General features: G+C 67.6%; 20 protein-coding genes. 6 read left to right on the forward strand and 14 right to left on the reverse strand.

The features are described 5' to 3' along the window. Positions 1 to 11: 11 nt before the first annotated feature. The 3 genes from RND64_RS15495 to RND64_RS15505 all read right to left on the reverse strand — a co-directional run bounded on the left by RND64_RS15495 (position 12) and on the right by RND64_RS15505 (position 3,034). Entirely contained in the window at positions 12 to 335 is a 324-nt protein-coding gene (locus tag RND64_RS15495) for a WhiB family transcriptional regulator (RefSeq protein WP_049699075.1), read from the reverse strand. Between the two features lie 172 nt (positions 336 to 507). Continuing rightward, positions 508 to 795, reverse strand: a complete 288-nt coding sequence (locus RND64_RS15500) for a hypothetical protein (RefSeq protein ID WP_049698980.1) — start codon at positions 793 to 795, stop codon at positions 508 to 510. A gap of 118 nt (positions 796 to 913) precedes the next feature. Then, positions 914 to 3,034, reverse strand: coding sequence for an ATP-dependent DNA helicase UvrD2 (locus RND64_RS15505; RefSeq protein WP_331436679.1), 2,121 nt, complete (start codon positions 3,032 to 3,034; stop codon positions 914 to 916). A 266-nt stretch (positions 3,035 to 3,300) separates the two neighbouring features. On the opposite strand from RND64_RS15505, the gene RND64_RS15510 reads away from it, so the two are divergent. Continuing rightward, positions 3,301 to 3,567 carry a mycoredoxin gene (locus tag RND64_RS15510; RefSeq protein ID WP_049698979.1) on the forward strand — a complete coding sequence of 89 codons (267 nt, stop codon included), beginning with the start codon at positions 3,301 to 3,303 and terminating at the stop codon, positions 3,565 to 3,567. Between the two features lie 11 nt (positions 3,568 to 3,578). Here RND64_RS15510 and nudC read toward each other — a convergent pair whose 3' ends face one another. The 4 genes from nudC to RND64_RS15530 are packed head-to-tail and all read right to left on the reverse strand — an operon-like array spanning position 3,579 to position 12,536. Then, the gene (gene nudC, locus RND64_RS15515; RefSeq protein ID WP_049698978.1) at positions 3,579 to 4,517 is read right to left on the reverse strand and encodes an NAD(+) diphosphatase; all 939 of its coding nucleotides are present in this window, start codon (positions 4,515 to 4,517) and stop codon (positions 3,579 to 3,581) included. Between the two features lie 34 nt (positions 4,518 to 4,551). Next, positions 4,552 to 5,622 (reverse strand): potassium channel family protein, encoded by a 1,071-nt coding sequence (locus tag RND64_RS15520; protein ID WP_049698977.1) that lies wholly within the window; start codon positions 5,620 to 5,622, stop codon positions 4,552 to 4,554. Between the two features lie 55 nt (positions 5,623 to 5,677). Continuing rightward, positions 5,678 to 9,139 carry an ATP-dependent DNA helicase gene (locus RND64_RS15525; RefSeq protein ID WP_049698976.1) on the reverse strand — a complete coding sequence of 1,154 codons (3,462 nt, stop codon included), beginning with the start codon at positions 9,137 to 9,139 and terminating at the stop codon, positions 5,678 to 5,680. Further along, positions 9,132 to 12,536: an ATP-dependent helicase gene (locus RND64_RS15530; RefSeq protein WP_270486899.1), complete on the reverse strand. Its 3,405-nt coding sequence runs from the start codon at positions 12,534 to 12,536 to the stop codon at positions 9,132 to 9,134. Before RND64_RS15530 ends, RND64_RS15525 begins: the two co-directional genes overlap by 8 nt. A gap of 197 nt (positions 12,537 to 12,733) precedes the next feature. Between RND64_RS15530 and RND64_RS15535 the strand changes: the two genes are divergently transcribed. Together RND64_RS15535 and RND64_RS15540 are read left to right on the forward strand one after the other, a co-directional pair. Then, positions 12,734 to 13,513 carry an alpha/beta fold hydrolase gene (locus RND64_RS15535; RefSeq protein WP_049698974.1) on the forward strand — a complete coding sequence of 260 codons (780 nt, stop codon included), beginning with the start codon at positions 12,734 to 12,736 and terminating at the stop codon, positions 13,511 to 13,513. Between the two features lie 7 nt (positions 13,514 to 13,520). After that, positions 13,521 to 13,826, forward strand: a complete 306-nt coding sequence (locus RND64_RS15540; RefSeq protein WP_049698973.1) for an MGMT family protein — start codon at positions 13,521 to 13,523, stop codon at positions 13,824 to 13,826. 25 nt (positions 13,827 to 13,851) lie between these two features. Here RND64_RS15540 and RND64_RS15545 read toward each other — a convergent pair whose 3' ends face one another. From RND64_RS15545 to RND64_RS15555, 3 genes are all read right to left on the reverse strand, one after another. Beyond that, positions 13,852 to 14,706 carry a TIGR02569 family protein gene (locus RND64_RS15545; RefSeq protein WP_049698972.1) on the reverse strand — a complete coding sequence of 285 codons (855 nt, stop codon included), beginning with the start codon at positions 14,704 to 14,706 and terminating at the stop codon, positions 13,852 to 13,854. Positions 14,707 to 14,784: 78 nt separating this feature from the next. Beyond that, positions 14,785 to 15,957 (reverse strand): adenylyltransferase/sulfurtransferase MoeZ, encoded by a 1,173-nt coding sequence (moeZ, locus tag RND64_RS15550; RefSeq protein ID WP_049698971.1) that lies wholly within the window; start codon positions 15,955 to 15,957, stop codon positions 14,785 to 14,787. Between the two features lie 103 nt (positions 15,958 to 16,060). Further along, a complete protein-coding gene (locus tag RND64_RS15555) occupies positions 16,061 to 17,092 on the reverse strand; it encodes a DUF3152 domain-containing protein (RefSeq protein ID WP_414651998.1) in 1,032 nt (343 codons plus the stop codon). Positions 17,093 to 17,416: 324 nt separating this feature from the next. Between RND64_RS15555 and RND64_RS15560 the strand changes: the two genes are divergently transcribed. Then, positions 17,417 to 18,112 (forward strand): TetR/AcrR family transcriptional regulator, encoded by a 696-nt coding sequence (locus RND64_RS15560; RefSeq protein WP_049698969.1) that lies wholly within the window; start codon positions 17,417 to 17,419, stop codon positions 18,110 to 18,112. 65 nt (positions 18,113 to 18,177) lie between these two features. Here the strand turns inward: RND64_RS15560 and RND64_RS15565 are convergent, their stop codons facing one another. Together RND64_RS15565 and RND64_RS15570 are read right to left on the reverse strand one after the other, a co-directional pair. Next, a complete protein-coding gene (locus tag RND64_RS15565; protein ID WP_049698968.1) occupies positions 18,178 to 18,408 on the reverse strand; it encodes a DUF3107 domain-containing protein in 231 nt (76 codons plus the stop codon). 236 nt (positions 18,409 to 18,644) lie between these two features. Further along, positions 18,645 to 19,376, reverse strand: coding sequence for a ferritin-like fold-containing protein (locus RND64_RS15570; protein ID WP_049699073.1), 732 nt, complete (start codon positions 19,374 to 19,376; stop codon positions 18,645 to 18,647). A gap of 346 nt (positions 19,377 to 19,722) precedes the next feature. On the opposite strand from RND64_RS15570, the gene RND64_RS15575 reads away from it, so the two are divergent. Together RND64_RS15575 and RND64_RS15580 are read left to right on the forward strand one after the other, a co-directional pair. Next, complete coding sequence (locus RND64_RS15575; protein WP_049698967.1) at positions 19,723 to 21,342, forward strand: DEAD/DEAH box helicase; 1,620 nt, start codon at positions 19,723 to 19,725, stop codon at positions 21,340 to 21,342. Between the two features lie 38 nt (positions 21,343 to 21,380). After that, a complete protein-coding gene (locus RND64_RS15580) occupies positions 21,381 to 22,682 on the forward strand; it encodes an Rv3212 family protein (protein WP_049698966.1) in 1,302 nt (433 codons plus the stop codon). Positions 22,683 to 22,703: 21 nt separating this feature from the next. Here RND64_RS15580 and RND64_RS15585 read toward each other — a convergent pair whose 3' ends face one another. Continuing rightward, positions 22,704 to 23,495, reverse strand: a complete 792-nt coding sequence (locus RND64_RS15585; protein WP_049698965.1) for a ParA family protein — start codon at positions 23,493 to 23,495, stop codon at positions 22,704 to 22,706. 139 nt (positions 23,496 to 23,634) lie between these two features. Then, positions 23,635 to 24,117, reverse strand: a complete 483-nt coding sequence (locus RND64_RS15590) for a hypothetical protein (RefSeq protein WP_053117445.1) — start codon at positions 24,115 to 24,117, stop codon at positions 23,635 to 23,637. Between the last annotated feature and the right edge of the window lie 46 nt (positions 24,118 to 24,163).

A 24,163-nucleotide genomic window follows, 5' to 3' on the forward strand; every position in this document is an offset into this window, starting at 1 on the left:
GTCCGTCCATGTCAGGCCGCGGTCTTGCGCGGGCGGCCGCGGGGGCGCTTGCGCGCGATCACGGCACCACGCTCGAAGATCTCGCCGCCCCAGACACCCCAGGGCTCGGCACGATCAAGCGCGGCCTGCAGGCACTGCGCCCGCAGGGGGCAGTCGGCGCACATCGCCTTGGCGCGCTCGAGGTCACGAGGGTCTTCGGCGAACCACAGGTCGGCGTCGGCTTCCTGACACGGAAGGGTCGATGCACTCACTGCCGGTGAGGCACTCAGCGCGTTCCCGGCAGCGACCTCGCAGTCCGCCGAGATACAGGACTCCAGAACACATTCGACGGTCATCTGGTACTCCACATCTGTTCGAGGTTGGTCATCGTCTGTGGCGATGGCCCTCGGCCTCGACGTGATGGGAGTCGCCGATCCACTGGTGTGGTGGTTCGGTGATCCGTCACGAGAAAGGCCACGGGTCGCCTTGTGCGATTCACCCGTGGCCGTTGTGGCTGTCGAAACCCTCCTACGTGGAGAGGTCCCGAGTCAGTACGGGGAACCGCTGCATCGCTCGCTTCGCTGCGGCAGTGCTCGCTACCGGTGCTGCCGGTAGGAAACCGGTGGCACCGAGACACGGTGCGGGCTGCAGGTCTGCAGCACGCCAGGCGTGGTCACTGACGGCACATGCGCGCGGCGCATCATGCGTGATGCGATGAGCATCGGGCATCGCTGCGATCGGTTCGAAGAACACAGCAGATGCCGCGTCGTCGACGATCGTGTTCGCAATCACGATTGCGTTGGCGATTCCGTTCACTGATCCACTCCTTTCGGTCTCGATGGTTTCGCGAGGGGTCGTGGCACACATGAGTGTGCCGGTGACCTTCCCGTGCTGACGCGAACCAGACTATGCGGTTCGCTGTAGAGCACACAACCTATTTTTGACCTGCGGTTTTGACGAGTTCGATGACCTCTTCGCCGTACTCGTTGAGCTTGGCGGCACCGATACCCGAGATCGACACCAGCGCAGCGGAATCCGTCGGCCGTTGCTCTGCGATCGCGAGCAATGTCTTGTCGGAGAAGACGACAAAGGCTGGAACCTTCTTCGAGTCCGCTCGCGTACGGCGCCACTCCTTGAGTGCCACGAGCAGACCTTCGTCCAGGTCCGACGGACAGTCGGCGCACCGGCCGAGCAGAGTTGCCGTCGAATCGAGCAGCCGTGAACCGCACACCCTGCACGTCGGTCCCTTGCGCGGTGCTCGCTTCGACGCCGGCGCGATACGCGATGCGGGCGAGTCGTCGGGCACGAGGTCGGCGAGGAACCGCGAACGACGCCGTGCACGACCACCCTCGTTTCGTGCTGTCGCCCACGAGATGTGCAGATGTTCACGGGCTCGGGTGACGCCGACGTAGAAGAGTCGACGCTCCTCCTCGACGTCGTCGAACGATCCCTTGATTGCCTGGCTGATCGGCAGAGATCCCTCGGTCAGTCCGACCAGGAACACAGCGTCCCATTCCAATCCCTTCGCCGCATGCAGCGACGAGAGCGTGACGCCCTGGACAGTCGGTGGGTGCCGAGCCTGCGACCGTGCGTCGAGTTCTGTGACCAGTTCGGCCAACGTGAGTGCGGGATTGTCGGCGAGCATGTCGTCGGCAAGCCCGGACAACGCACGCAACGACTGCCAGCGGGCCTTCGCTTGCGCACCGGTCGGCTCGTCGTCGGACATGCCGAGTTCGCCGAGGACCGAGCGCACGACAGTGACGAGTTCGACATCGTCGCGGATGCCCCGCTGCGCCACGAGCGAGAGCTGCCGCATGGCCTGACGGACCTCTGCTCTGGTGAAGAACGCCTCGCCACCACGCACCTGGTACGGGATGCCCGCCTGGGTGAGCGCCTGCTCGTGATTCTCCGACTGCGCGTTGATCCGGTAGAGAATCGCGATCTCGGAGGCGGGTACGCCCGAGTTCATCAGACGCTTGATGGCCGATGCGACGGCCGACGCCTCGCTCGGCTCGTCGTCGTATTCGGCGAACTCGGGTTCGGGTCCGGCGTCGCGCTGTCCGATCAGTTGCAGTCTCGTCCCGGCGATCCGTCCGCGTGCGGCCCCGATCACCCGGTTGGCGAGGCTGACCACCTGCGGCGTCGACCGATAGTCGCGTTCGAGGCGCACGAGCGCGGCGTCGGGAAACCGGCGACCGAAGTCGAGGAGGTACTTCGGCGTGGCACCGGTGAACGTGTAGATCGTCTGGTTGGCGTCGCCGACGACGGTCAGGTCGTCACGGGGACCGAGCCAGGCGTCGAGCAGACCCTGCTGCACCGGCGTCACGTCCTGGTACTCGTCGACGACGAAACACCGGTAGCGCGAACGGAATTCGTCGGCGAGGCCGGCGTCGGACTCGATGATCGTCGTCATGTAGATGAGGAGGTCGTCGAAGTCGAGGAGGCGATCGCCGTCGGGTGAGACCTTGGCGTCTTCGTAGGCGGCAAACGCTTTGGCCACCTGCGCGGCGGGCGCGGGCGTCTCCCTGGTGACGCGGGTGACGGCGGCGACGTAGTCCTCGGGTCCGATGAGCGACGCCTTGGCCCACTCGATCTCCGACATCAGATCGCGCACCGTGTCGGTGGAGCTATCGAGTCCGGCTTTGCGTGCCGCACGTCCGACAAGTGGGAACTTGTTGTCGAGGAGTTCCCACGAGGCACTGCCGAACGCCCGCGGCCAGAAGTAACGGAGCTGACGCATCGCTGCAGCGTGGAATGTCTGCGCCAACACACTCGGGCCGTCAGCGCCGACCCCGAGCGACCTCAGTCGGCCGCGCATCTCCCCCGCAGCCCGCGCCGTGAACGTCACAGCGAGCACCTGACCGGGATTGACCTGCCCCTGATCGATCAGATACGCGATGCGCCGCGTGATGGTGCGCGTCTTGCCGGTCCCCGCACCCGCCAGCACACACACCGGACCGCGCGGCGCGAGGACTGCGGCCCGCTGCTCGGGGTCGAGTCCGTCGAGGATGCTGCGGTCACGTGCGGCGCGGGGCGGTGAGGGGCTGTCGGACACGGGTTCCACTATGGCACCCCGATACGACGCCGACGCGAGCCCGTTCACCGCTGTCCACAAGCGCGTCGGGCTCACGTCCGACACCTCATCGTCGACTGTGCGCTGCATCCGGTCGACTGGGCGCTGCATCCGGTCGACTGGGCGCTGTGTCTGGCCCACTGTGCGCCCTCGCCGTCGACTGGGCGCCGTGTTGGGCCGAGCGTGCACTTCGTCGGCGTCGAGAGCCGGTCGGGAACACGCGCCGACGAGTTCGTGTTGTGGATGCCATGAGCGAGACATCTGAGAATCAGACCCCCGCCGCGCTGACCATGTACACCACATCGTGGTGCGGCTACTGCGCACGACTCAAGACGGCCCTGCGCAGCTCGGGCCTCGAGTGGACCGAGATCGACATCGAGCGCAACCCCGACGCCGCCGAGTTCGTCGGCAGCGTCAACGGTGGCAACCATGTTGTCCCGACGGTCCAGTACGCCGACGGCACGACCGCCACGAATCCGTCGATCACCGACGTCAAGAAGAAGCTCGGCGTCTGAGACAGGCCCGGTCAGGCGGGCGTGCGGGCCCAGGCCTCGACCAGCGCCCGCGCGATGGATATCGAGCCGGGCAGCAGTAGCCGAGGGGCGTCCTCGCCGTCGGCGACGTCGGGTTCGGGCATGCCCCGCAGCCATTCGTCGCCGCGGTCGAGTGCCTCGAGCACTTCGGCACGCGTGAACCATTGCGCGTCGCCGATCTCGCCGTCGAGAAACTGCAGCGGTTCGTCGGGGTCACCGATCGCGGAGAAGCCGAGCATGAGTGATCTGGGGAAAGGCCACGGCTGAGATCCCAGGTACCGCGGCTCGCGCACGGCGATTCCGACCTCTTCGTGAACCTCACGGATCACGCACTGCTCCAACGACTCTCCCGGTTCGACGAAGCCCGCGAGCGTCGAGTACCACCGGTCGGGCCAGACGGCTTGGCGTCCGAGCAGGATTCGGTCGGCGCCGTCGTGGACGACGGTGATGATCGCGGGGTCGGTGCGCGGGAACTCGTCGATGCCGGTCTCCGGATTGCGACGCACCCAACCGCCACGCGCCGGGACGGTTGGCGAGCCGTTGACGGGTGAAAAGCGCGCTGTCGCATGCCAGTTCAAGATGCCGAGCGCGGTGGCGAGCAGCCCTGCCTCGTCGGCGTCGAGTCGGGATGCCCCGCGTCGGGGATCGGCGGTCTTGCCGTCGAGTCCTTCGACCCTGATCGTCCACAGGTCGGTATCAGTGTGCGCGAGGAACACCGCGTCGACCGGCGGCTCGTCTCCGAACTCAGAACTGTCGATCCACCTCAGCGCCCCGTCGGGCTCCACGGGGTAGCGACCGCCCGTATCGATGCGAAGTACGCGCGCTGTCGGCCAGCCCGCAAGCATGCGGTCGGGCTCGTCACGGACCTCGTCGGCACGATCGAACGTGCCCCGGGACAGCAGCGGCGGTTGGTCGAAGACAAAGGCGCCCATGGTCTCTGTTCTACTCGCTCGCCGGTGGCGAACGTCAGTCGCCCGCGCCCTTGCGGACGTACAGCAGCCGGTCGCCCGCCTCGATCTGCTCGACCTCGCTGTCGTCGACGCGGTGCAGCACACCGTTACGCAGCACGCCCAGGACGATGTCGCGGGTGTGGGCCGGCGAGCCGCCCGTTTCGGTCGGATCGACTTCACGTTCGGCGATCGCATAGCCGGCGTCGGGGGTCAGTAGGTCCTCGATCACCTCGACGACCGACGGCGTCATGGTCGCGATACCGAGGAGCCTGCCCGCCGTCTCCGACGAGACGACCACCGAGTTGGCACCCGACTGCCGCATCAGGTGCGTGTTCTCCGACTCCCTGATCGACGCGACGATCTTCGCGCGCGGATTAAGTTCGCGTGCCGTCAGCGTGGCGAGGACGGCTGTGTCGTCGCGGTTGGCGGCCACGACGATGCTGGCAGCGTGCGCGACACCGGCCAGCCGCAGGACGTCGGACTTGGTGGCGTCGCCGCGGACGGTCACGAGACCGTCGGCCTCCGCATGCTCGAGGACACCCGGGTTGTTGTCGACGACGACGATCTCGGACGGCTTGATGCCGTCGCCGATCATCGCGTCGACCGCGGTACGACCCTTGGTGCCGTACCCGATGACGACGGTGTGGTTGCGCACGTTGTTCCTCCAGCGCTGGATCTTGAGAGCTTGGCGAGACCGCTCGGTGAGCACCTCGAGCGTCGTACCGATCAACACGATCAGGAACAGCACGCGTAGCGGAGTGATGATCAGCAGGTTGAGCAGGCGGGCCGACGGACTGAACGGAGTGATGTCGCCGTAGCCGGTGGTCGACAACGTCACAGCCGAGTAGTACATCGCGTCGAGAAATGAGAGCGGGTTGTCTTGAACGTCGCGGTATCCACTGCGGTCGACGTAGACGAGAATGGCCGTGAAGAAGAGCGCGACGACAGCGAAGATGACCCGACGCCCGATCGCCCGTGCGGGACTCTGCTTGAGCTCCGGAATACGGACGACGCCGACGAGTGCGTAGTCGGGGCCGTCGGACAGCTCCTCGCCCCGCCATCGACGTCGGAATCCGCGTCCGCGCATCAGCCGAACCACCTTTGCTTCACAGGGTGTGAATCTAATGCATCCGCGAGGTGTATCACTGATCCGACTCTCGCGCGAGCAGCGCGACGAGATCGTCATGGTCGGGCAACACCTCGGGCTCGAGGGTGTAGTTGTGCCGGACGTAGTGAAACGCCGCACTGACCCGCTCGACCGGCACACCCGCGAGCTGCGCCCACGCGATCCGATAGGCGGCGAGCTGGATGTCGACGGATTCTCGTTGCGCACCACCGACGGTCGAGTCGTTCGACGCCCCGTCGCGCCGACCACCGGGCACCGCACCCGTCTTCCAGTCGACGACGACCCACGAGCCGTCGGGTTCTGCGAACACCGCGTCGATCCGGCCGCGGATCACCGTGTCGCCGATGACCGTCTCGAACGGGACCTCGACCTCGCTGGGATTGCGCGACGCCCACTTCGACGCCAGGAACGCGTCGCGCAGTGCGTCGAGATCGGCGTCCGGCGAGGCCGAGGAGTCGGCGGCTCCCGGTAGCTCGTCGATATCGAGTAGCCGCGTCGCACCGAACCACCGCTCCACCCATGCGTGGAATGCGGTGCCGCGGCGTGCCGTCGGATTGGGCCGGAACGGTGTCGGACGGCGAAGTCGTCGTGCGAATTCCCTTTCGTCCGAGTCGAGTTCGACGAGTTGACTGACCGACAGGTGCGTCGGGAGCGCGACGTCGACGACGGCTTGGTTACCTCGGTGGTGCTCGGCGAGCAGGGCGTCGACCTCCGCTCTCCACTGCGCGATCTCAGGGTCTTCCGCGATCTCAGGATCTTCGGCCGTCGCGTCCGACCCGGCGGCATTGCCCGCGGGTGCGTCGAAGAGCGCGGGAGCGCTGCGCGCGGCGACCGCGTCGAGGACGAGTCGTGCCGCGGCGTCGACTCCCCCGCGGCGCGCGCCCAACCGATCCGCGGGCCAGGACTCGCGAATGATCCGCTCGGCCAACGGGTTTGCCGCACCATCGTCCGGTGGCGGGGCGAGCTCGTCGATGCTGAGGCCGTCGGAGTCGACGGCAGGGTCGGCGATGGCGTCGGAGACGATGGCGACGAGCTCGTCGAAGAACTCCGACCCACCGCGCGGTTTGTCGCCGGTCTCGCTCCAGTGGTGCGCCGAGACGAGCAGGTCGTGGCGTGCTCGCGTCAACGCGACGTAGAGGAGTCGACGATCCTCCTCCAGCCTGCGCTCGTCGATCGCCTCCTTGTGCAGAGTCAGCGCCTCGGCGAGTTCTTTGCGGTTGCTGATGCCGGCGGCTGCGAGGTCGAAGGTCGGGAAACCCTCCCCCGTCCCCGGTTCCGCGAGGTCGCCACGCAGCGGCCCCGGCAACTCCTTGGCGCTGCGCATCCACGTCGTGTCGGCCCTCCCACCGGGGAAGATCCGTGCCGCGACGTGCGGCAGCGCGACGACATCCCACTCAAGTCCCTTGGCCGCATGCACCGTGAGGATCTGGACACGCTGCTCGGCCACCTCGATCCGGCCGGGTTCGAGTCCCTTCTCGATGGTCTCGGCGGTGTCGAGAAAGGCCAGCAGGCCGGGCAGATTGGCGCCGGGACGGTCGGCGTACGCGGTGACGTACTCGGCAAAGGCGTCGAGATGTTCGCGGCCGGTGATCGCGCCACGCATGCGACGGGCCCTGATCTGAGCCTCGATGCCGACGCCGATCGTGTTCTCGACGTCGGCGACGAGCTCGGGCAGCGGCTGGCCGATGCGCCTACGCAGCGCCTCCAACTGCGCGCCGAACGCCCGGATACGGGCGTATCCCTGCGGTGTGTACGCCTCCGGGTCGCCCGGATCGACGACGGCGTCGGCGATTCCGGCACGGTCGACGACCTCGGTCGGCAGCACGGCGTCGAGCGCGGCATCGAGTTCTTCGCGGCTGGTGACCGCACCACCGGACGCAGCGATGGCGTCGGCGGCGAGATTGGTGGCCCTCCGCCACAGTGCGGCGATGTCGGCGGCACCCAACTGCCAACGCGCGCCGGTCAGGAGCCGCATCGCCGCGGTCCCGGCCATCGGATCTGCCATCAACCGCAGCGTCGCGACGACGTCCTCGATCTCCGGTACATGGAGCAACCCGCCGATACCGATCACCTCGGCCGGAATTCCCCGACTCTCGAGTTCTGCCGCCAACGGTGCCGAATCCTCGTTGCGACGCACCAGGATCGCGACGGTCGGCGGGTCGACGCCGTCACGCTCGGCGTCACGGTAATGACGTTCGATGGCCTCACCCACCCATGCCCGCTCGTCGACGACCGTCGAGGTGAGCGCCATCGAGACGGTCCCCGACGGCGCGTCGGGTCGCGGACGCAGCACACTGACCGGAATTCCTCTGCGCCGCAACTCTTCCGACGTCCGGTTCGCAAGCTCGAGAGTGTGTGAGGGGTTACGCCAGCTCGTCAGCAATTCGAGTCGTTCCGAGGGCCTGCCGTCGGAGCGCGGGAAATCGGCGGTGAAGCGAGGCAGATTCGCCGCGGACGCTCCGCGCCAGCCGTAGATGGACTGGATCGGATCGCCGACCGCCGTAACAGCGACCGTCGGAATGCGTTCGCCTCCAGAGGCTTTCGTAGCCGCACCGCCGAACAGCGTGGACAACAGGATGCGCTGTGAATGGCCCGTGTCCTGATACTCGTCGAGAAGCACGGCCCGGAACGAGCGCCGCTCGCCCGCCGCGACATCCGGATTGCGTTGCACCAGTTGGGCGGCCAGCGACATCTGACTGCCGAAGTCGAGAGCGGACTGTTCACGCATCGCATCGCGCAGCGCTGCCACCATCGGCAGCAGTTCGCGACGCTCGTCGATGACCTCCTGGATCTTGATGAGGTCTTTGCTCGGCGCCGCACGCTGCCGCGGACCGGGCGGCAACGTATCGACCATCGACCGCAGATCGTCGCCCCACGCGGTCAGCGTGTCGAGATCGACGAGGTGTTCTGCCATCTCGCCGTGCAACCGCAGCACGGCCTCGGTCACGCCGGAGGGCACCTTGGTGGTGTGCAGCGGCCCCGTCCAGTTCGACACGATCGAGAACGCGAGTTGCCAGAGCTCGGTCTCACTCAGCAGCGTCGAACTCGGTTCGACGGGCAGCAGTAGCCCGTAATCGGCGATGAGCCTGCCCGCGTACGCGTGATAGGTACTCACCTCGGGGTCGGCGGAACGCAGCCGTGCGGCCAGCATGCCGTCGGGGTCCCAGTTCACCAGGGCGGGCGACCCCGCGAGCATCGAGAGTCGACGCCGGATGCGGGCCCCGAGCTCGCTGGCCGCCTTGCGGGTGAAGGTGAGTCCGAGGATCTCGTCGGGTGACACCAGTCCGTTGGCGACGAGCCACACGACCCGCGACGCCATGGTCTCGGTCTTGCCCGCACCGGCACCGGCGACCACGAGCAGCGGTTCCAGCGGCGCCTCGATCACCGCGACCTGTTCGGTTGTCGGTAGGGGCAATCCGAGCGCGGCGGCCAACGAGGTCGCGGAGACACGCGCGCGCCTCACATCGACGTCAGTCATCGATCACCGCCTTGCCACGCAACTGGGCGGGACAACTCGTGTGCAATGCACAGTGTCCGCAGCCGGGGTTGGGCGTCGCGTCGAACACCGGCCCGACACTCGCTTTGGCCGCCGACCGCACCACGGTGATCCACTCGTCGAGCAGTTCGGGCGTGAGCGGAGGTTGGACACGCTCGGCCGCGCCCGTCGACGCATTATTCGCCGACACGAACACCAAGCGGCCACCCCCGGGTTCGAGCGTGCCGTCGGCGTCGGGCGGAAACTGCGCCGCACCGCCGTGCGCAAGCGCCACCTGGTAGGCGGCGAGCTGTGCGTGCTCCTCGGCATCGGCGCGCGACACCGCGGTCTTCGCGGTCTTCACATCGACGACGACAGGCCTGCCCGCCGAGTCGGCCTCGAGCCGGTCGACGCGACCGCGCAACCGAACCGGTGGATCGTCGTCGATGCCGGGCACCGTGGCGTCGATGGCCGATTCGACACCACGCTCGCGCAGGTCATCGCGCGAAATACGCAGCCAGTCACGGAAATTGGTGAGCATCTCCTCGGCCCGTTCCAACTCGTGCGCCGAATACCACGCGGCTCCGGTGTCGACGCGCTCCCAGATGTCGCGCAGCGCGCCGGTCACCTCGGCCGGGTCGATGTTGCCCGCAACCGCTTGCACGAGCGTGTGCACCAGACTGCCCGCGATCGCGGGCGTGGCATCGCCGTCGCGCCCACCGTTGCGTTCGAGCAGCCAACGCAGCGAGCACCTGCTCAGACTCTCGATGTTCGACGGCGACAGCGTGATCGGCCCGTCGTCGGCGCGCCACAGCGGCGCATCGGTGCTCACCTCTGCCAGACCGAACCAATCACGCGGGTGCGCACCCGGGATGTCGGAATCGGCAAGTGTGGCAAGGAGTTCGGCGGCCGCCCTGGTGCGATCGTCGAGTTCTGGCTCCTGCGCACCGGCGATCACCACGGACCGCAGGGTGGCCACCAGCGACGGGAGCGAGAGAACACGGTCGACGCCGGGATCGAGTGCGACACCCTCGATGACCTGCGGCTCATCTGTGTCGGTGTCGGACGCGCTGCCGAGCGCCGCGGCGATTTCGGCGACGAACCTCGATGGCGATGCGTCGCCGCTACCGTCCTCGACCGCTGTGACGAGAAGTCGACGCCGCGCCCGCGTGCACGCGACGAGCAACAGACGCCGCTCGTCGGCCAGCGCCCCGGCACCTCGCGTGACGACGTCGATCCCGTCGGGTGCGACGCCGTCGAGCAGGTCGACGAGTTCTGCGGTGGCGAGCACGCTGCCCCGACTCCGCAACGAGGGCCAGAGCCCGTCGAGGACACCCGCGACAGCGACGACCTCCCACTCGCGGCCCGCCGCGGCGTGCGCGGACAGCACCGTCACGGAATCGGCTGCCGCAGAGGCGGTTCGGGAATCACGCGGGATCTGCAGCTGGCTCAGGTAGTGCACGAATGCCGCGGGACCGGCAGACGGGAGGGTGTCGGCGAAGTCGCCTGCCGCCTCGAACATCGCCATCATCGCGTCGAGATCGCGGTCGGCCTGCTCACCCGCGGGCCCGCCCCGGATCGCACTGCCGACCCACCGACGCTCGAGCCCACTCGCCTGCCATGCGGCCCACAGTGTCTCCTCGACGCCGCGTCGGGCACGATGAGCACGCAACGCCGCAGCGATCACATCGAGCGCACGGCGCAACGGCGCGGCTTCGGCGTCGGACAGCGCGCGCAGGTAGCGCTGCGCAACCTCGTCGTCGAGCAGCGCCTCCCGCAACGATGTCAGCGAATCACGTTGCGCCGCAGTCACACCCGCGGCGTCTCCCGCCGACGACGCAGCCCGTTCCGCCTTCTCGTCGCACCTGCGCACACCACGACGCAGCCGGCGCATCGCGCCCGGATCGGCGGCCCCGATGGGGCCGGTCAGCAACGCGACGGTGTCGTCGATGGAGAACGTCTCGTCGGGAGAAGGAGCTTCCTCAGCTGCGTCCGAGCGCGCCGCGACCGCGCACAGCACCGTCATCAGCGCCGCGACGGAACGTTGCCGGTGGATCGGCAGATCGGAGGTGGGCGTTGTCAGCGGGACGCCCGCGGATCGGAACGCTCGCCGCAGCGCGGGCAATGCGAGATGGACCGATCGCACAATGACCGCCATGTCGGACCACGGGACACCCTCGAACAGATGGGCACGACGCAGCAGGTCGGCGATGGCTGTGGCCTCCTTGGCTGCCGACGAGAACACCCTGACCGCCGCGCCGGCCTCGCCGTCCGCGGTTGCCGACGCGCGTGGATAGGGATGCGGCCGGGCACCGGGGAGCCGCGATGCGAGCGCACGGCCGACCTCGCCGATGTCGGGATGCGAGCGGAAGTTCTCGCTCAACACGATGTCGCGTTCAGACCCCGGATCGGCCAGTCCGTCGGCGAAACGCGGGCTCGCACCGCGGAATCCGAAGATCGATTGGTCGGTGTCGGCGGCGATGATCGTCGATTCGGTTCCGGTGCCGACGAGTCGGACCAGTTCTGCTGCCTGCGGGTCGAGGTGCTGCGCGTCGTCGACGATCAGGTGCCGGATGCGACTGCGCTGCCCCGCGAGAAGCTCGGGATCTGTCGCGAACGCCGACAGTGCCGACCCGACGAGCTCTGCGGCGTCGACCGCGGGCGCCGACGCACCGGGAGTCGCGAGCCCCACGGCCCCGCGCAACAGCATGTTCTGCTCGTATTGTGCGTATGCCCGCGCGGCGGCGATCCATTCGGGGCGGCGGTGTGCGCGGCCGAGCGACGCGAGTTCTTCGGGGCCGACGCCGCGTTCAGCGGCCCGCATCATGAGGTCGCGCAGTGCCTGCGCGAAGCCGTCGGTGCCCAGCGCGGGACGCAGCAACTTGGGCCAGTAGCCCGCACCGTCTTCGATATCGCCCGCGAGCAGTTCCCGCAGCACGACGTCTTGCTCCGAACCGGTGATCAGACGAGGCGGCGGATTGCCGTGAGCGCTCGCCTGCAACCTCAGGATGGCGAAGGCGTACGAGTGGATCGTGCGGACGAGGGGTTCGCGCAACGCGCCGCCTGCACCTGTTCCGAAGCCACCCGACGCCGCCAACACCCTGCGGGTGATCCGTTCGCGCAGCGCGACCGCCGCGCGCCTACTCGACGCGAGCACGAGGATCGACTCCGGATCCGTGTCGGCAGACAGCAACCGCGCGACGGCGGCGTCGACGACGAGCGACGTCTTGCCTGTTCCGGGCCCGCCGTGCACCCGCCAGGGTTGCCAGCTCGAGCCGTCGCCAGGGGCCGGTGCCTCACCGTCGATGACAGCCTGCACCTGCGCGGGCCAGACCCTCGGCTGCGCGGCCCCCTGCGCACCGTTGGGCCCGGTGGTCGATGCGACGAGATGGGTGCGCATAGCCGTGCCGCCACCCTGCCCCTCACGAGGGCGTGTGCGGGGTGTCTGCGTCCGGGACGGTCCCAGTCCCCCTTGTCGTCGAGCCACGAGTCCATCGAATCACGCGCCTCCGACACCCGTTCCGACGACTTCCCCACCCGGACGAGCAGTCGGGGTGGCGCACACCGAACGCATACGCCGCGGGGCATGATGAGTTCATGGCTCCGCTGCACACCTACGTCTTCGGCCCTCCGGACGGCCCGGCGGTCGTCGCACTGCACGGTCTCACCGGCCACGGCCGACGATGGGAACACTTTGCGTCGAGCAGCATTCCCGAGCTCCGCGTGATCGCTCCCGATCTCCTCGGGCACGGCAGGTCGCCGTGGCGGCCGCCGTGGGGACTCGACGACCACGTCGACGCCGTCGCCACCGCTGTCGAGACACAGCTCGGCGCCACCGAACCGTTCGTGCTGGTCGGCCACTCCTTCGGTGGTGCCATCGCCGTACGCCTCGCCGCGCGCATGCCCGACCGGGTTCGTCGGCTCGTCCTCCTCGATCCCGCCCAGGGCCTCGACCCGGTGTTCGCGCTCGAAGTGTCCACCGACAGCCTCGACAACTGGGACTACGCCAACGCCGACGCCGCGCGCGCCGCGAAGCTGTCCGAGGGGTGGGCCGACGTTCCGACCGACGACCTCGATCGCGAACTCGACGAGCATCTCGTCGACCGTCCACACGGCCGGGTCGGGTGGCGGATCAGCGAGCCCGCCGCGGCGACAGCGTGGAGCGAGATGGCGCGACCGTTCGTCCTACCCCCGCGTGGCGTCGGTACCGACGTAGTCGTCGCCGACCGCGTCGACCCGCCGTTCGTCGGTCGCGCATTCCTCGACGCCTGCGCGGCGGAGCGACCAGACGTCACCGTCCACCACGCCGACTGCGCACACATGGTGCCGTTCCTCGAACCCGACCTGTGCGCCAAACTCGTCCGCGAAGGCAAGTGAAAAGCCGTTGGCCCGGATCAGCGAGGCCGACGTCGAAGTGGTGCGCGATCTCGTCGCGGCCATCCCGGTAGGCCAGGTGAGCACCTACGGCGACCTCGCGGCCGCAGCGGGGCTCTCGTCACCGCGGATCGTCGGCTGGATCATGCGCACCGACACCGCGGACCTGCCGTGGCATCGGGTTGTTCCGGCGTCGGGGCGCCCCGCGGCACACCTGGCAGCGCGTCAATTGGAACGACTGCGCGCCGAGGGCGTACCCGTCACCGACGACCGCGTCGCGCTGCGCGACTGCCGCTGGGAGATCCCGACGTCGTGATGTACCGATCCGGCCGAGAGCGCCGCTAGAGCATCATCCGCACGATGTCGACGACCCGCGCGAGTCCCGGCAGCGCGCCGGCAGTCGAGCGTGGATGCAGGGCGTGTACCGCGAGCCGGAACATGGTGGCGCGCAACATCATCTGCGCCCATTCGGGTTGGTCGGACCACCGCTGCACCAGTTCATCGTCGGCCCCGCCCCACGCAAGCGAGTCGACGACGACGACCGCCGACGCCCACGGAGCCGGACGCCAGTAGGGCACGATGTCGGTGATGCCGGGGGCGGCCGCACCCGCGAAGAGGACAGTGCCGAACAGATCGCCGTGCACCACCTGCGACGGCACGTCGACAGGCTTGCGCAGCGTTCCGAGGGTTTTCAGCATGTCGACGCTGCGCTTGCCGTCGTCGGACGTGGGTTCGCTCATTCCGGCGGCGCGCGCCGAACGCAACGGCACGTCTTCCCACGCGGCGCGGTCGGCCGCGGCGAACACGTCGACGTCGGTGTGCGGCGGTGCCGGCTGCTGCAACAGGAAGCGTGGACGTTCGAGATCGGCGAGCACCTCGTGGAGGCGATCACCGACGGCGAGTACCTCGTCGTGTCGAGGTTCGGGAGACCCGGCGATGTAGGTGTCCGCGCGCCACCCCGATACGACGTACCGCCCGTCGGTCGCGCGGAACGGTCGTGCGACGCGCAGTCCCTCGACGTAGAGGTTCTCGCGCACAGACGCCGACCACGCTGCCCGCGCGTGGTCGGGTACGAGGGACAACACCACCTCGCCGACCCGCCAGCCACCCACCCAGGTGTCGCCCATGGCGATGGGCGGGTGAGAGGTGAGCCCGAACGTGTTGAGCACGTGATCGGGCGGTTGCGGATTCTGCACGTCTGCAGAGATTACCGAGCACAACGCCGTATGTGCTGCAGCGACGCGGGGCGCGCCGGGACTTGCGACGAACGACGCCTAGTAGACCGGCAGTTCCTTGTCGACCTGATTGGCCCACGCGGTGACCCCACCCTGAAGGTGAGTGGCGTCGGCAAAACCCGCACGTTTCAACGCGGCAAGCGCCTCGGCGGACCGGATACCGGTCTTGCAGTAGAGCACCGTCGGACGGTCCTGCGGGATCTGCGCGAGCGCCGTACCGGAGAGGATGTCGCCCTTCGGGACCAGCGTGGCACCGTCGATGTGCACGATGTCCCATTCGACGGGCTCGCGGACGTCGATCAGCGCCAGCTTTTCGCCGGCATCGAGACGCTCCTTCAGTTCGCGCGGAGTGAGCGTCGAACCGTCGGCTGCCTGCGCGGCCTCGTCGGAGACCACACCGCAGAACTCCTCGTAGTCGATGAGTCCGGAGATGCGTTCGCCCTCAGGGTCTTTGCGGATCTTGATGGTTCGATAGGTCATGTCCAGCGCGTCGTAGACCATCAGACGACCGAGCAACGGCTCGCCGATACCGCAGATCAGTTTGATGGCCTCGGTACCCATGATCGAGCCGATCGACGCGCAGAGAATGCCGAGAACGCCACCCTCCGCGCAGGAGGGAACCATCCCGGGCGGCGGCGCCTGCGGATACAGATCGCGATAGTTGATGCCGCGTCCGTCGGGTGCGTCCTCCCAGAACACCGACGCCTGGCCCTCGAACCGATAGATCGATCCCCACACGTACGGCTTGTGCGCGAGCACCGCGGCGTCGTTGACCAGGTACCGGGTCGCGAAGTTGTCGGTGCCGTCGATGATGAGGTCGTACTTCGAGAACAGTTCGATCGCGCCTTCCGGCTCGAGCCGTTCATCGTGAATGTTGACGGTGACGTACGGATTGATCTCCTGGATCGAGTCACGAGCGCTCTCGGCCTTCGGCCGACCGATGTCTGACTGTCCGTGGATGACCTGTCGCTGCAGATTCGACTCGTCGACGACGTCGAATTCGACGATGCCGATTGTTCCCACACCCGCTGCCGCGAGGTAGAGCAGCGTCGGGGAACCGAGTCCACCGGCGCCGATGACGAGCACCCTGGCGTTCTTCAACCGTTTCTGACCGTCCATCCCCACATCGGGAATGATCAGGTGCCTGCTGTAGCGGGCTACTTCGTCATTGGAGAGTTCTGCCGCTGGTGCGACAAGCGGTGGCAGGGACACGTGGACGCCTCCGTCTAGAAATACCGTCTGGAAAGGAAAACCGACTCATCTAGGCAACGACTCGTCCCACACGGGCATTCCCGACAGCCTCGACGCGTGGCGCTCACCTGTCGGGGAACGGCCACGGATTCGGTTTGCACACGAACGCCTTGTCGGCCTGCATGTCGGGGTCGAGCGCCATGATCTGAGAATTCGCGACGCCGAAGGACTGCTGCATCATCACCGGCGCCAGCGCCCCGTTGTGCTTGCACGGCTCGTGGTGCTCGTAGCCGATGCCGTGGCCCACCTCGTGATTGATGAGGTACTGCCGATAGGCGACGTCGTCGCCCTCGTAGGACAGCGCACCCCGCACCCACCGGGCTTCATTGATGGTCACCCGCTTGTCGGGTGGGTAGAAGCACGACGTCTCGAGTTTGATCTGGTAGCCGCACAGCTCTCGCGCGGTGCCAGGTGAACTGAGCGAGACCCGCAGATCCGGCTCGCCGTCGGCGATGCGCCGAAACGCCACCTTGCCGTCGCCGATCCAACTGCGATTGTTGGCGAGCGTGGCGTCGACCATCTTGCCGAAGGTGCGATCACTGCCGTAATCCGACGGCGCGACCCCATCCTCGACCTCGACTGTGTAGGTGTAGACCTGCGGTCCGGTGCCGATCTGCTTTCCCGCACCCGGGACGACGTGGAAGGTCTTCTTACCCTGCTGCGTGTAGGGCCCGCCGTCGGGCAGGGTTCCCGCGGGTAGCGACACGTCCTTGATCGACGACGTAGGAGCACCGACCGGCTTGGTCTCCTTGGTGACGTCGGTGTTGCGCTGGGCTGCCGGCGTGACGTCGGAACTCTGCGCGTCCGAACTCGACCCGTCGTCGCTCACGGTGACCACGATCAGCACGATGGTGAGGATGATCAGGACCGGAATCGCGTACGCGCGCCACCCGTACGTGGAGACGAAGCGACCGAGCGCGCTCTGCTTCTTCCGCTCTGGTTGGGCGTCGCGGTCGACCCTGGCCCGCCCGTTGTCGTCGGTCGGGTCCCACCGCGCCCGTAGCGGCTGATCCGGCAGCGGACGCGACCGCGGGCGGTGGCCCGGGTTGGACGTCACTCCCGAAGGGGGCGTCGTGCCTGTCCGGACCTTTTCGATCCGGGTGGTGTCCTCAACCGACGACCGCGACGCCCGCTGCTGCGAACGTGCCTCACGCGCCGCGTCCCCTGCCCTGACCCGACGTGTCGATGCGCCGCCCCGGCGGGTCGATCCGTTGTCCCGACGGGATAGGTCGACGTCGTCCCCCGACTGTTCGGGCCCACTGTCTGTGTGGCTCACACGGACAACTTTCTCACAGGTGCCCACGCAATCCCGGGAGGCCGACGGCACCCGGCCACCCCTGGGCCACCGGCACGACACCCGACAGTCGACAAAGGGTGCGACCCCGGTCACGTTGCCGAGCGGCCCGAGTACCCTATATCCATGCCACCTACCGCCAACGCATCGTCATCGGGTACCAGAAACGGGACCCGGATGCCCCGCAGCGCACGGCGGCGACAACTCCTCGACGCCGCCAGCGAGATCTTCGTCGAACGCGGCTACCACTCGGCAGGCATGGACGAGATCGCTGTCCACGCAGGAGTGAGCAAACCCGTTCTGTACCAACACTTTCCGTCGAAGCTCGATCTCTACATCGCGGTCGTCGACTCGCACGCCGAGAAGCTCGTGACCGACGTGAACAACGCACTGCTCACCACCACCGACAACCGGCAGCGTGTCCGGGCGGCAGTAGAGGCGTTCTTCAATTTCATCGATGAGGACAATTCCGGTTACCGGCTGATCTTCTCCTCCGACGCTCTGGATCCCGCGGTGATCCGTCGCGTCGAGGGCGCGACCGAGGCATGCGTCGACGCCGTCTACGGGCTCGTCATGCACGATTCCGGGCTCGACCCCTACCGTTCACGGATGCTCGCGGCCGGGCTGGTCGGCGCGAGTCAGGTCAACGCCAGATACTGGCTCGAGGCCAAGCGCCCCATCGCCAAGAGCGAAGCGGTCGACACCACGGTCGCGCTGCTCTGGGGCGGGTTGTCGCGCGTGCCGAAGCATGGCGAATCCGGCACCCCCGAACAGGCCGGGCACGCGTTCGAGACCGACGCCGCACCCTCCGCTGCCGAGTAACCCACGAGATCGGCCCCCTCCGGTCGCAATGACCGTCGGGGGCCTGGACCAGCTCCTGGGTGCGATCAGCTCCCGAATCCGACGCGTCGCGTCTCCGAGCTGCCGACCTCGACGTAGGCGATCTTGGTGACCGGGATCAGGAATCGCGAACCCTTGTCGTCGGTCAGCGTCAGCAACGCCTCTTTGCCGGCGAGGGCGGACTCCACGGCGGCCAAGGCCTTGTCGCCGCTGAGCGTCGACTGGATGGACAGTTCTCGCGGGCTGTCGGTGATGCCGATCTTCACTTCGACGGACATGGCCACCCTTCCGTTGGCGACGTCGCGCGGAAGTCGCGCGACTGATGTGTGAGGCGAGTCGTCGCGCGCGACTTCTCGTCTTGCACGACTCCGGCGCCCGATCACTCGAGCGCCGCAAGCCTTCGGCACAGTGCTAATTCAATGCCTTCGGCATAAGGCTAGTGCAGGGTCGCGCCACACGGACACCCGCTCCGCTGACAGCGAACGAACCCGAACGCGCAGCGGATCGGAACGTCTCAGCCGAGCCCGAGGTCGGCCATGCGTGCGCTGTGCCGGTCGGCGACGACGTCGAAGAATCCCGCCATGCCCTGCAACGACGCCGCGCCTGCGAAGAGCAGGTCGGTGACCTCCTCCTCCGCCGCGAGCACCCATTGCGCGTGAGTGATGGCCTCGCCGAGCAGGCGACGTCCCCACAGCGTCAGCGGCGACCGCAGCGAGGGGTTGGCGTCGATGGCTTTGCGCACCTCCTCGCGCGCGAATGCCGAACTGCCCGTCGCCGACATCACCTCGGCGACCACCGCGCGAGGTCCTGCGGGCAGAGCACCGGAGACCTCCGCGTAGAAGTCGGCTGCCAGTCCGTCGGCGATGTATGCCTTCACCAGCGCCTCGTACCAGGTCTTGGGATTGGTGACGCGGTGGTACTCGTCGAACACCCCGCTGTAGCGCACCACGGCTTCCGCAGGGTCGATGCCGCGTCGGCTCACCTGCTCGGACAGCCTCTCGAAGTGCGCGATCTCCGAAGCGACCATGCGTGCGATGTTGATGCGCCCCTGCACATCGGGCGCCATTGCCGTCTCGTCGATCAGTCGGTGGAAGGCGGCGAACTCGCCCGCGAGCAGCACCGAGTAGAGCTTGCCGATCGCCGGATCCTCCTGATCGACCGAGGTGACGGAGGCCGACTCAGAGGACGAGGACGGCCCAGAGGGTGACTCAGCAGAAGACTCGGATGAAGGCGCGGCAGACGACATGAGGCGATGGTAGGTCGGCTGCGATCGCTTCACCAAGTACACTTGACAACGGTGCACTGACGCGACCGTGACATCTTGGTACGCCGAGGACTCCCATGCACAACAGAATGGGATCATCCGGGCGGGATCGAGATCGTCGCCGCGACACCGCGTGACCTGTAGGCAACGATCCACACCGACCGCGGGGCACCAGACATTGCGCGCGCACTCATCGAGCCCACGCCTTCGCAGTTCGGACTACTCCGGAAGCGAAGACCTGCATGTCACCGCCGACAAATCGCGGTGATCTTCTCAGTGGAGCCTTTTCGTGCGTGCTGGAACAGATGCGAAAGGCACACAAGAAAACATGACAGAACCCGGCGTGCAGACGACCATCGTCGACGACACCCACACCTCTCCCACCTTCGCCGAGCTCGGCGTCGACGAGCACATCGTCGACGCGCTGATCGCGGACGGTAAGACCCACACATTCGCGATCCAGGAGCTCACCCTCCCCCTCGCACTGGCAGGCAGCGACCTGATCGGCCAGGCCCGCACGGGTATGGGCAAGACCTTCGGATTCGGCATTCCGCTGCTGCACCGCCTGATGCACGCCGAGGAGAGCGGCCTGCGCCCGCTCGACAACACTCCCCGCGCGCTCGTGATCGTGCCGACCCGCGAACTCTGTGTGCAGGTCACCGGAGATCTGGAGGTCGCGGCAAAGAACCTCACCGTCACGCTCCCCACGGGCGAGCAGCGCCCCTTCACCATCGCCTCCATCTACGGCGGCCGTCCGTACGAGTCGCAGATCGCCGAGCTCAACAAGGGCGTCGACGTCGTCGTCGGCACGCCCGGCCGTCTCCTCGACCTCGCGCAGCAGGGCCACCTGATCCTCGGCAAGGTCGCCGTCCTGGTTCTCGACGAGGCCGACGAGATGCTCGACCTCGGCTTCCTCCCCGACATCGAGCGCATCATGTCGGCACTGCCCGAGCAGAAGCAGACGATGCTCTTCTCCGCGACCATGCCCGGCCCGATCGTCACCCTCGCCCGGACGTTCTTGCAGCGTCCGACGCACATCCGCGCAGAGCACGCCAACGACTCCGCGGTGCACGAGCGCACCACGCAGTACGTGTACCGCGCCCACGCGATGGACAAGGCCGAACTCGTCGCACGCATCCTCCAGGCCGACGGCCGCGGCGCGACCATGATCTTCACGCGCACCAAGCGCACCGCCCAGAAGGTCGCAGACGACCTCGCCGAGCGCGGCTTCTCCGTGGGCGCCGTCCACGGCGACCTCGGCCAGGTGGCGCGCGAGAAGGCACTCAAGAAGTTCCGTACCGGAGAGATCGACGTGCTCGTCGCCACCGATGTCGCGGCACGCGGTATCGACATCGACGACGTCACGCACGTCATCAACTACCAGTGCCCCGACGACGACAAGACCTACGTGCACCGCATCGGTCGCACGGGTCGCGCCGGCCGTACGGGTATCGCCATCACACTCGTCGATTGGGACGAGCTGCATCGCTGGGAGCTCATCGATTCGGCACTCAAGCTCGGCGTGCCCGAGCCCGCCGAGACCTACTCGACGTCGGATCACCTGCGCGAAGAGCTCGGTATCCCCGAGTCGGCCACGGGCCGTGTCGCCGCGCCCAAGCGCGAGCGCCCCGAAGGCGAACGCGTCGAGCGCACTCCCCGCGCCGAGCGCACCACGAGTTCGCGTACGCGACGTCGCACCCGAGGCGGCAAGTCCGGCTCCAACGCGGCCGCAGCGTCGAACGGCGACAAGAACTCCTCGTCCGAGGCAGACAACGCGTCCGATGCAGGCAAGGCGACGGCGTCCAACACTGACGACGCGGCGTCGGCCGGGACCGGCGAGAGCAAGCCGCGTCGGCGTCGTCGTCGACGCGGAGGCGCAGGCCGCGGGTCCGACGCGACCGCCGCTCACGCAGCAGACTCGGCACCGGCGACCGCCACGGCCGACTAGGACAGCGCCGAGGTGATCCAACCGCGCCCGGGGCGCCCGTGACACGCATCGCCCCCGAACGACGCACCCGCGTCGACCTGGCGGTTTCTGCTGTCATCGTCGTGATCGTCGTCGTGGTCGGCATCATCGTGTGGTCGGTCAGTCCCGTCCGCCATACCGATAGCGCGCAGGCATCGGCGCCCGCACCCGACGTCGCGCGCGCGACGGCGGTCCCGCAGGGATTGCGTGTCGCGTGGACAGCGTCGTCGGACGCTACGCGTGTTCCCGCAGTCTCTCGCTCTGTCGTGATCACCGCCGACAACGGGGGTGACGGAACCGGCACCGTCGTCGGACATGACCCGACGACGGGCCGTGAACTGTGGCGATACGCCCGAGACCTCCCGCTGTGTTCCACCGCCGCGGCGTGGCCGGCGAGCACCGACGAAGTGCTGGGCGTGTACCGCAACTCGCGTGGGTGCTCGGAGGTGACAGCCCTGGCCTCATCGACGGGTCAGCGCAAGGGCGCACGCACCTCCGACGCCGACGACGATCTGAAACTCGTCACCGACTCGGGATACGTACTCGCGCTCGGCAGCCACCGGCTGGAGACGTGGGGATCGAATCTGGTGCGCGGCATCGAATACGGCCGTGTCACCGCACCGGTCAAGCCGGGGACGCAACCCGGCCGGGTCGACTGCAGGTTTTACTCCGGCACCATCAGCGGCGACCGTGTCGCAGTCATCGAACGCTGCAAGAACGACCCCGGTTACCGGCTCACTGTGCTCGGTGCGGTGCTCGACAGCGACGAGAAGGTCAAGCAGTACGGATCGTCGGTGATCACCGACACCGCCTCCGGTCCACCACCGGTGTTGGTTGCCATGAGTAGTTCGGGGATCGCCGTGTACGACGGCGGAGCCAACCGAACTCAGACCCCCGGTCAGGTCGCGGTGCGTCCCGGCGAGGCCACGATTCGCGTCTTCGACTCCGATGGCGTCGAAGGACCGGTGAGCACCGTGCAGGGGCCGGTATCACCGCCCGCGGACAGCGTCGCGCTGACCAGCGATGGACTCGTCACCTACTTCACCGGCGCAGCAACCGTCGTACTCGACGGCCAGACCATGCGACCCACCTATCAGGTCCCGCAGACGCTGGGGCCCGGCGAGACGATGGCCGGTGCGCTCCTGCTCCCGACACGGAGCGGCATCAGCGTTCGCGACCCTGCCAACGGCCGTGAAACAGGCTCCATCGCGTTCCCTCGCGATGGAGCGACCGCCACCACGAGCCTGCGGGTCCTCGGCAGCAACGTCGTCGAACAAACAGGCACGACGGTTCGCGCGCTGGTTGCCACCGACGCGAGCTGACGCTCGACTCGAATCGAAAGCTCAGCTCGGATCGAAGGTCCGCACGTCCTCGCCGGCCTCCCAGTGCTTCCAGAGGTTCTCGGCGAGCTCGCGATATGCCGTGGCGCCCTTGTTCTTTCGACCCCGCATGACCGACGCGCCCGACGCCGACGCCTCCGCGAACCGCACCGTCCGCGGGATCGGCGGCTCGATCACGGGCAAATCGTACCGATCCGAGACATCGGAGAGGACGTCACGACTGTGAGTGGTCCGAGCGTCGAACAGTGTGGCGACGGCACCCAGCATCGTCAGGTTGGGGTTGGTGATCTGCTGGACCTCGTTGACGGTACGCAAGAGCTGTCCGACGCCGCGATGTGCGAGCGTCTCGCACTGCAGGGGCACGATCACCTCGTCGGCCGCGGTGAGCCCGTTGAGCGTGAGCACCCCGAGCGAGGGCGGGCAGTCGATCAGGATGACGTCGAAATCCTCGGCCACCTCCGCGAGCGCCCGCTTGAGCGCGTACTCGCGCCCGGGCCGCATCAACAGCAACGCTTCGGCGCCCGCGAGGTCGATCGTCGCGGGAAGCAGCGTGACGTTGTCGGCTGTGTCGAGGAGAACGTCGGCGATCTCCTCGTCGCCCAGCAGCACATCGTGGACCGATGCCTGGAGTTGATCGGGATCGTGACCCAACGAAAAGGTAAGGCACCCTTGCGGATCGAGGTCGACGACGAGCACCGACGCGTCGAGGTCGGCGAGCGCGGCGCCCAGGGACTCGACAGTGGTCGTCTTGGCGACGCCACCCTTCTGATTCGCTACCGCCAACATCCGCGTCATGCGAACACTCTACGACCCGTCAGATCACAACGTCTCGAGCGCACCGGCTTGTCACACACAATTTCCATCGTGTGATCGAAATCAACGTCCCGGTTCGAAAGCCCCGGTTCGATCCGACATCCGTCCCGAGGACTTTCACTCACTCAGAAGCGTCGAGGTCTCCCGAGATCCAGCGCACCGACGCAGGGTGGAACAACAGCACCAGCGTCACCACCGCCGCGATAGCCAACGGGATCGCGAAACCCACCTGATGACTGGTGAACAGGTAGTAGGCAACCGGGAGAAGCAGAATCTGGGCGACCAACGAGATGGCCCGACCCCACCGACGACCGAGCAGCAGCGCGATCCCGCCGACGAGAACCCCGCCGAAGATGATTCCGAACCAAGCCGCTGTGCCGTATCCGCTGATCGCCGCCTCGTGGTGCCCCGCAGCCGCACGGATCACCAGGACGACAGCGAAGATGACCGCAATCGCGCCCTCGAGCGCCGTGATGGCCCCTGCCACGCGTAACTGAACCGGGCATACCTCGCCCGTGTTCGACGCCGTCTCGGCCTTCTCCCGTCCGTCTCGCGGTGCCGACTTACGCGCACTACGACCGGCCGGGTCCTGCTTTTTACTCACACGACCAGAGTATTGGGTGCACGGAGTACGGGGGCGCAGGGTCGGC

The organism is Gordonia sp. w5E2 (assembly GCF_036540975.1).
Classification (GTDB): domain Bacteria; phylum Actinomycetota; class Actinomycetes; order Mycobacteriales; family Mycobacteriaceae; genus Gordonia; species Gordonia jacobaea.

Bases quoted from the DNA above. Each gene is read 5' to 3' on its own strand.
- RND64_RS15520 (WP_049698977.1), bottom strand. From the start codon at position 5,622: ATGCGCGGACGCGGATTCCGACGTCGATGGCGGGGCGAGGAGCTGTCC.
- RND64_RS15535 (WP_049698974.1), top strand. From the start codon at position 12,734: ATGGCTCCGCTGCACACCTACGTCTTCGGCCCTCCGGACGGCCCGGCG.
- RND64_RS15530 (WP_270486899.1), bottom strand. From the start codon at position 12,536: ATGCGCACCCATCTCGTCGCATCGACCACCGGGCCCAACGGTGCGCAG.
- RND64_RS15495 (WP_049699075.1), bottom strand. From the start codon at position 335: ATGACCGTCGAATGTGTTCTGGAGTCCTGTATCTCGGCGGACTGCGAG.
- RND64_RS15525 (WP_049698976.1), bottom strand. From the start codon at position 9,139: ATGACTGACGTCGATGTGAGGCGCGCGCGTGTCTCCGCGACCTCGTTG.
- nudC (WP_049698978.1), bottom strand. From the start codon at position 4,517: ATGGGCGCCTTTGTCTTCGACCAACCGCCGCTGCTGTCCCGGGGCACG.
- RND64_RS15575 (WP_049698967.1), top strand. From the start codon at position 19,723: ATGACAGAACCCGGCGTGCAGACGACCATCGTCGACGACACCCACACC.
- RND64_RS15570 (WP_049699073.1), bottom strand. From the start codon at position 19,376: ATGTCGTCTGCCGCGCCTTCATCCGAGTCTTCTGCTGAGTCACCCTCT.
- RND64_RS15510 (WP_049698979.1), top strand. From the start codon at position 3,301: ATGAGCGAGACATCTGAGAATCAGACCCCCGCCGCGCTGACCATGTAC.
- RND64_RS15560 (WP_049698969.1), top strand. From the start codon at position 17,417: ATGCCACCTACCGCCAACGCATCGTCATCGGGTACCAGAAACGGGACC.
- RND64_RS15565 (WP_049698968.1), bottom strand. From the start codon at position 18,408: ATGTCCGTCGAAGTGAAGATCGGCATCACCGACAGCCCGCGAGAACTG.
- RND64_RS15585 (WP_049698965.1), bottom strand. From the start codon at position 23,495: ATGACGCGGATGTTGGCGGTAGCGAATCAGAAGGGTGGCGTCGCCAAG.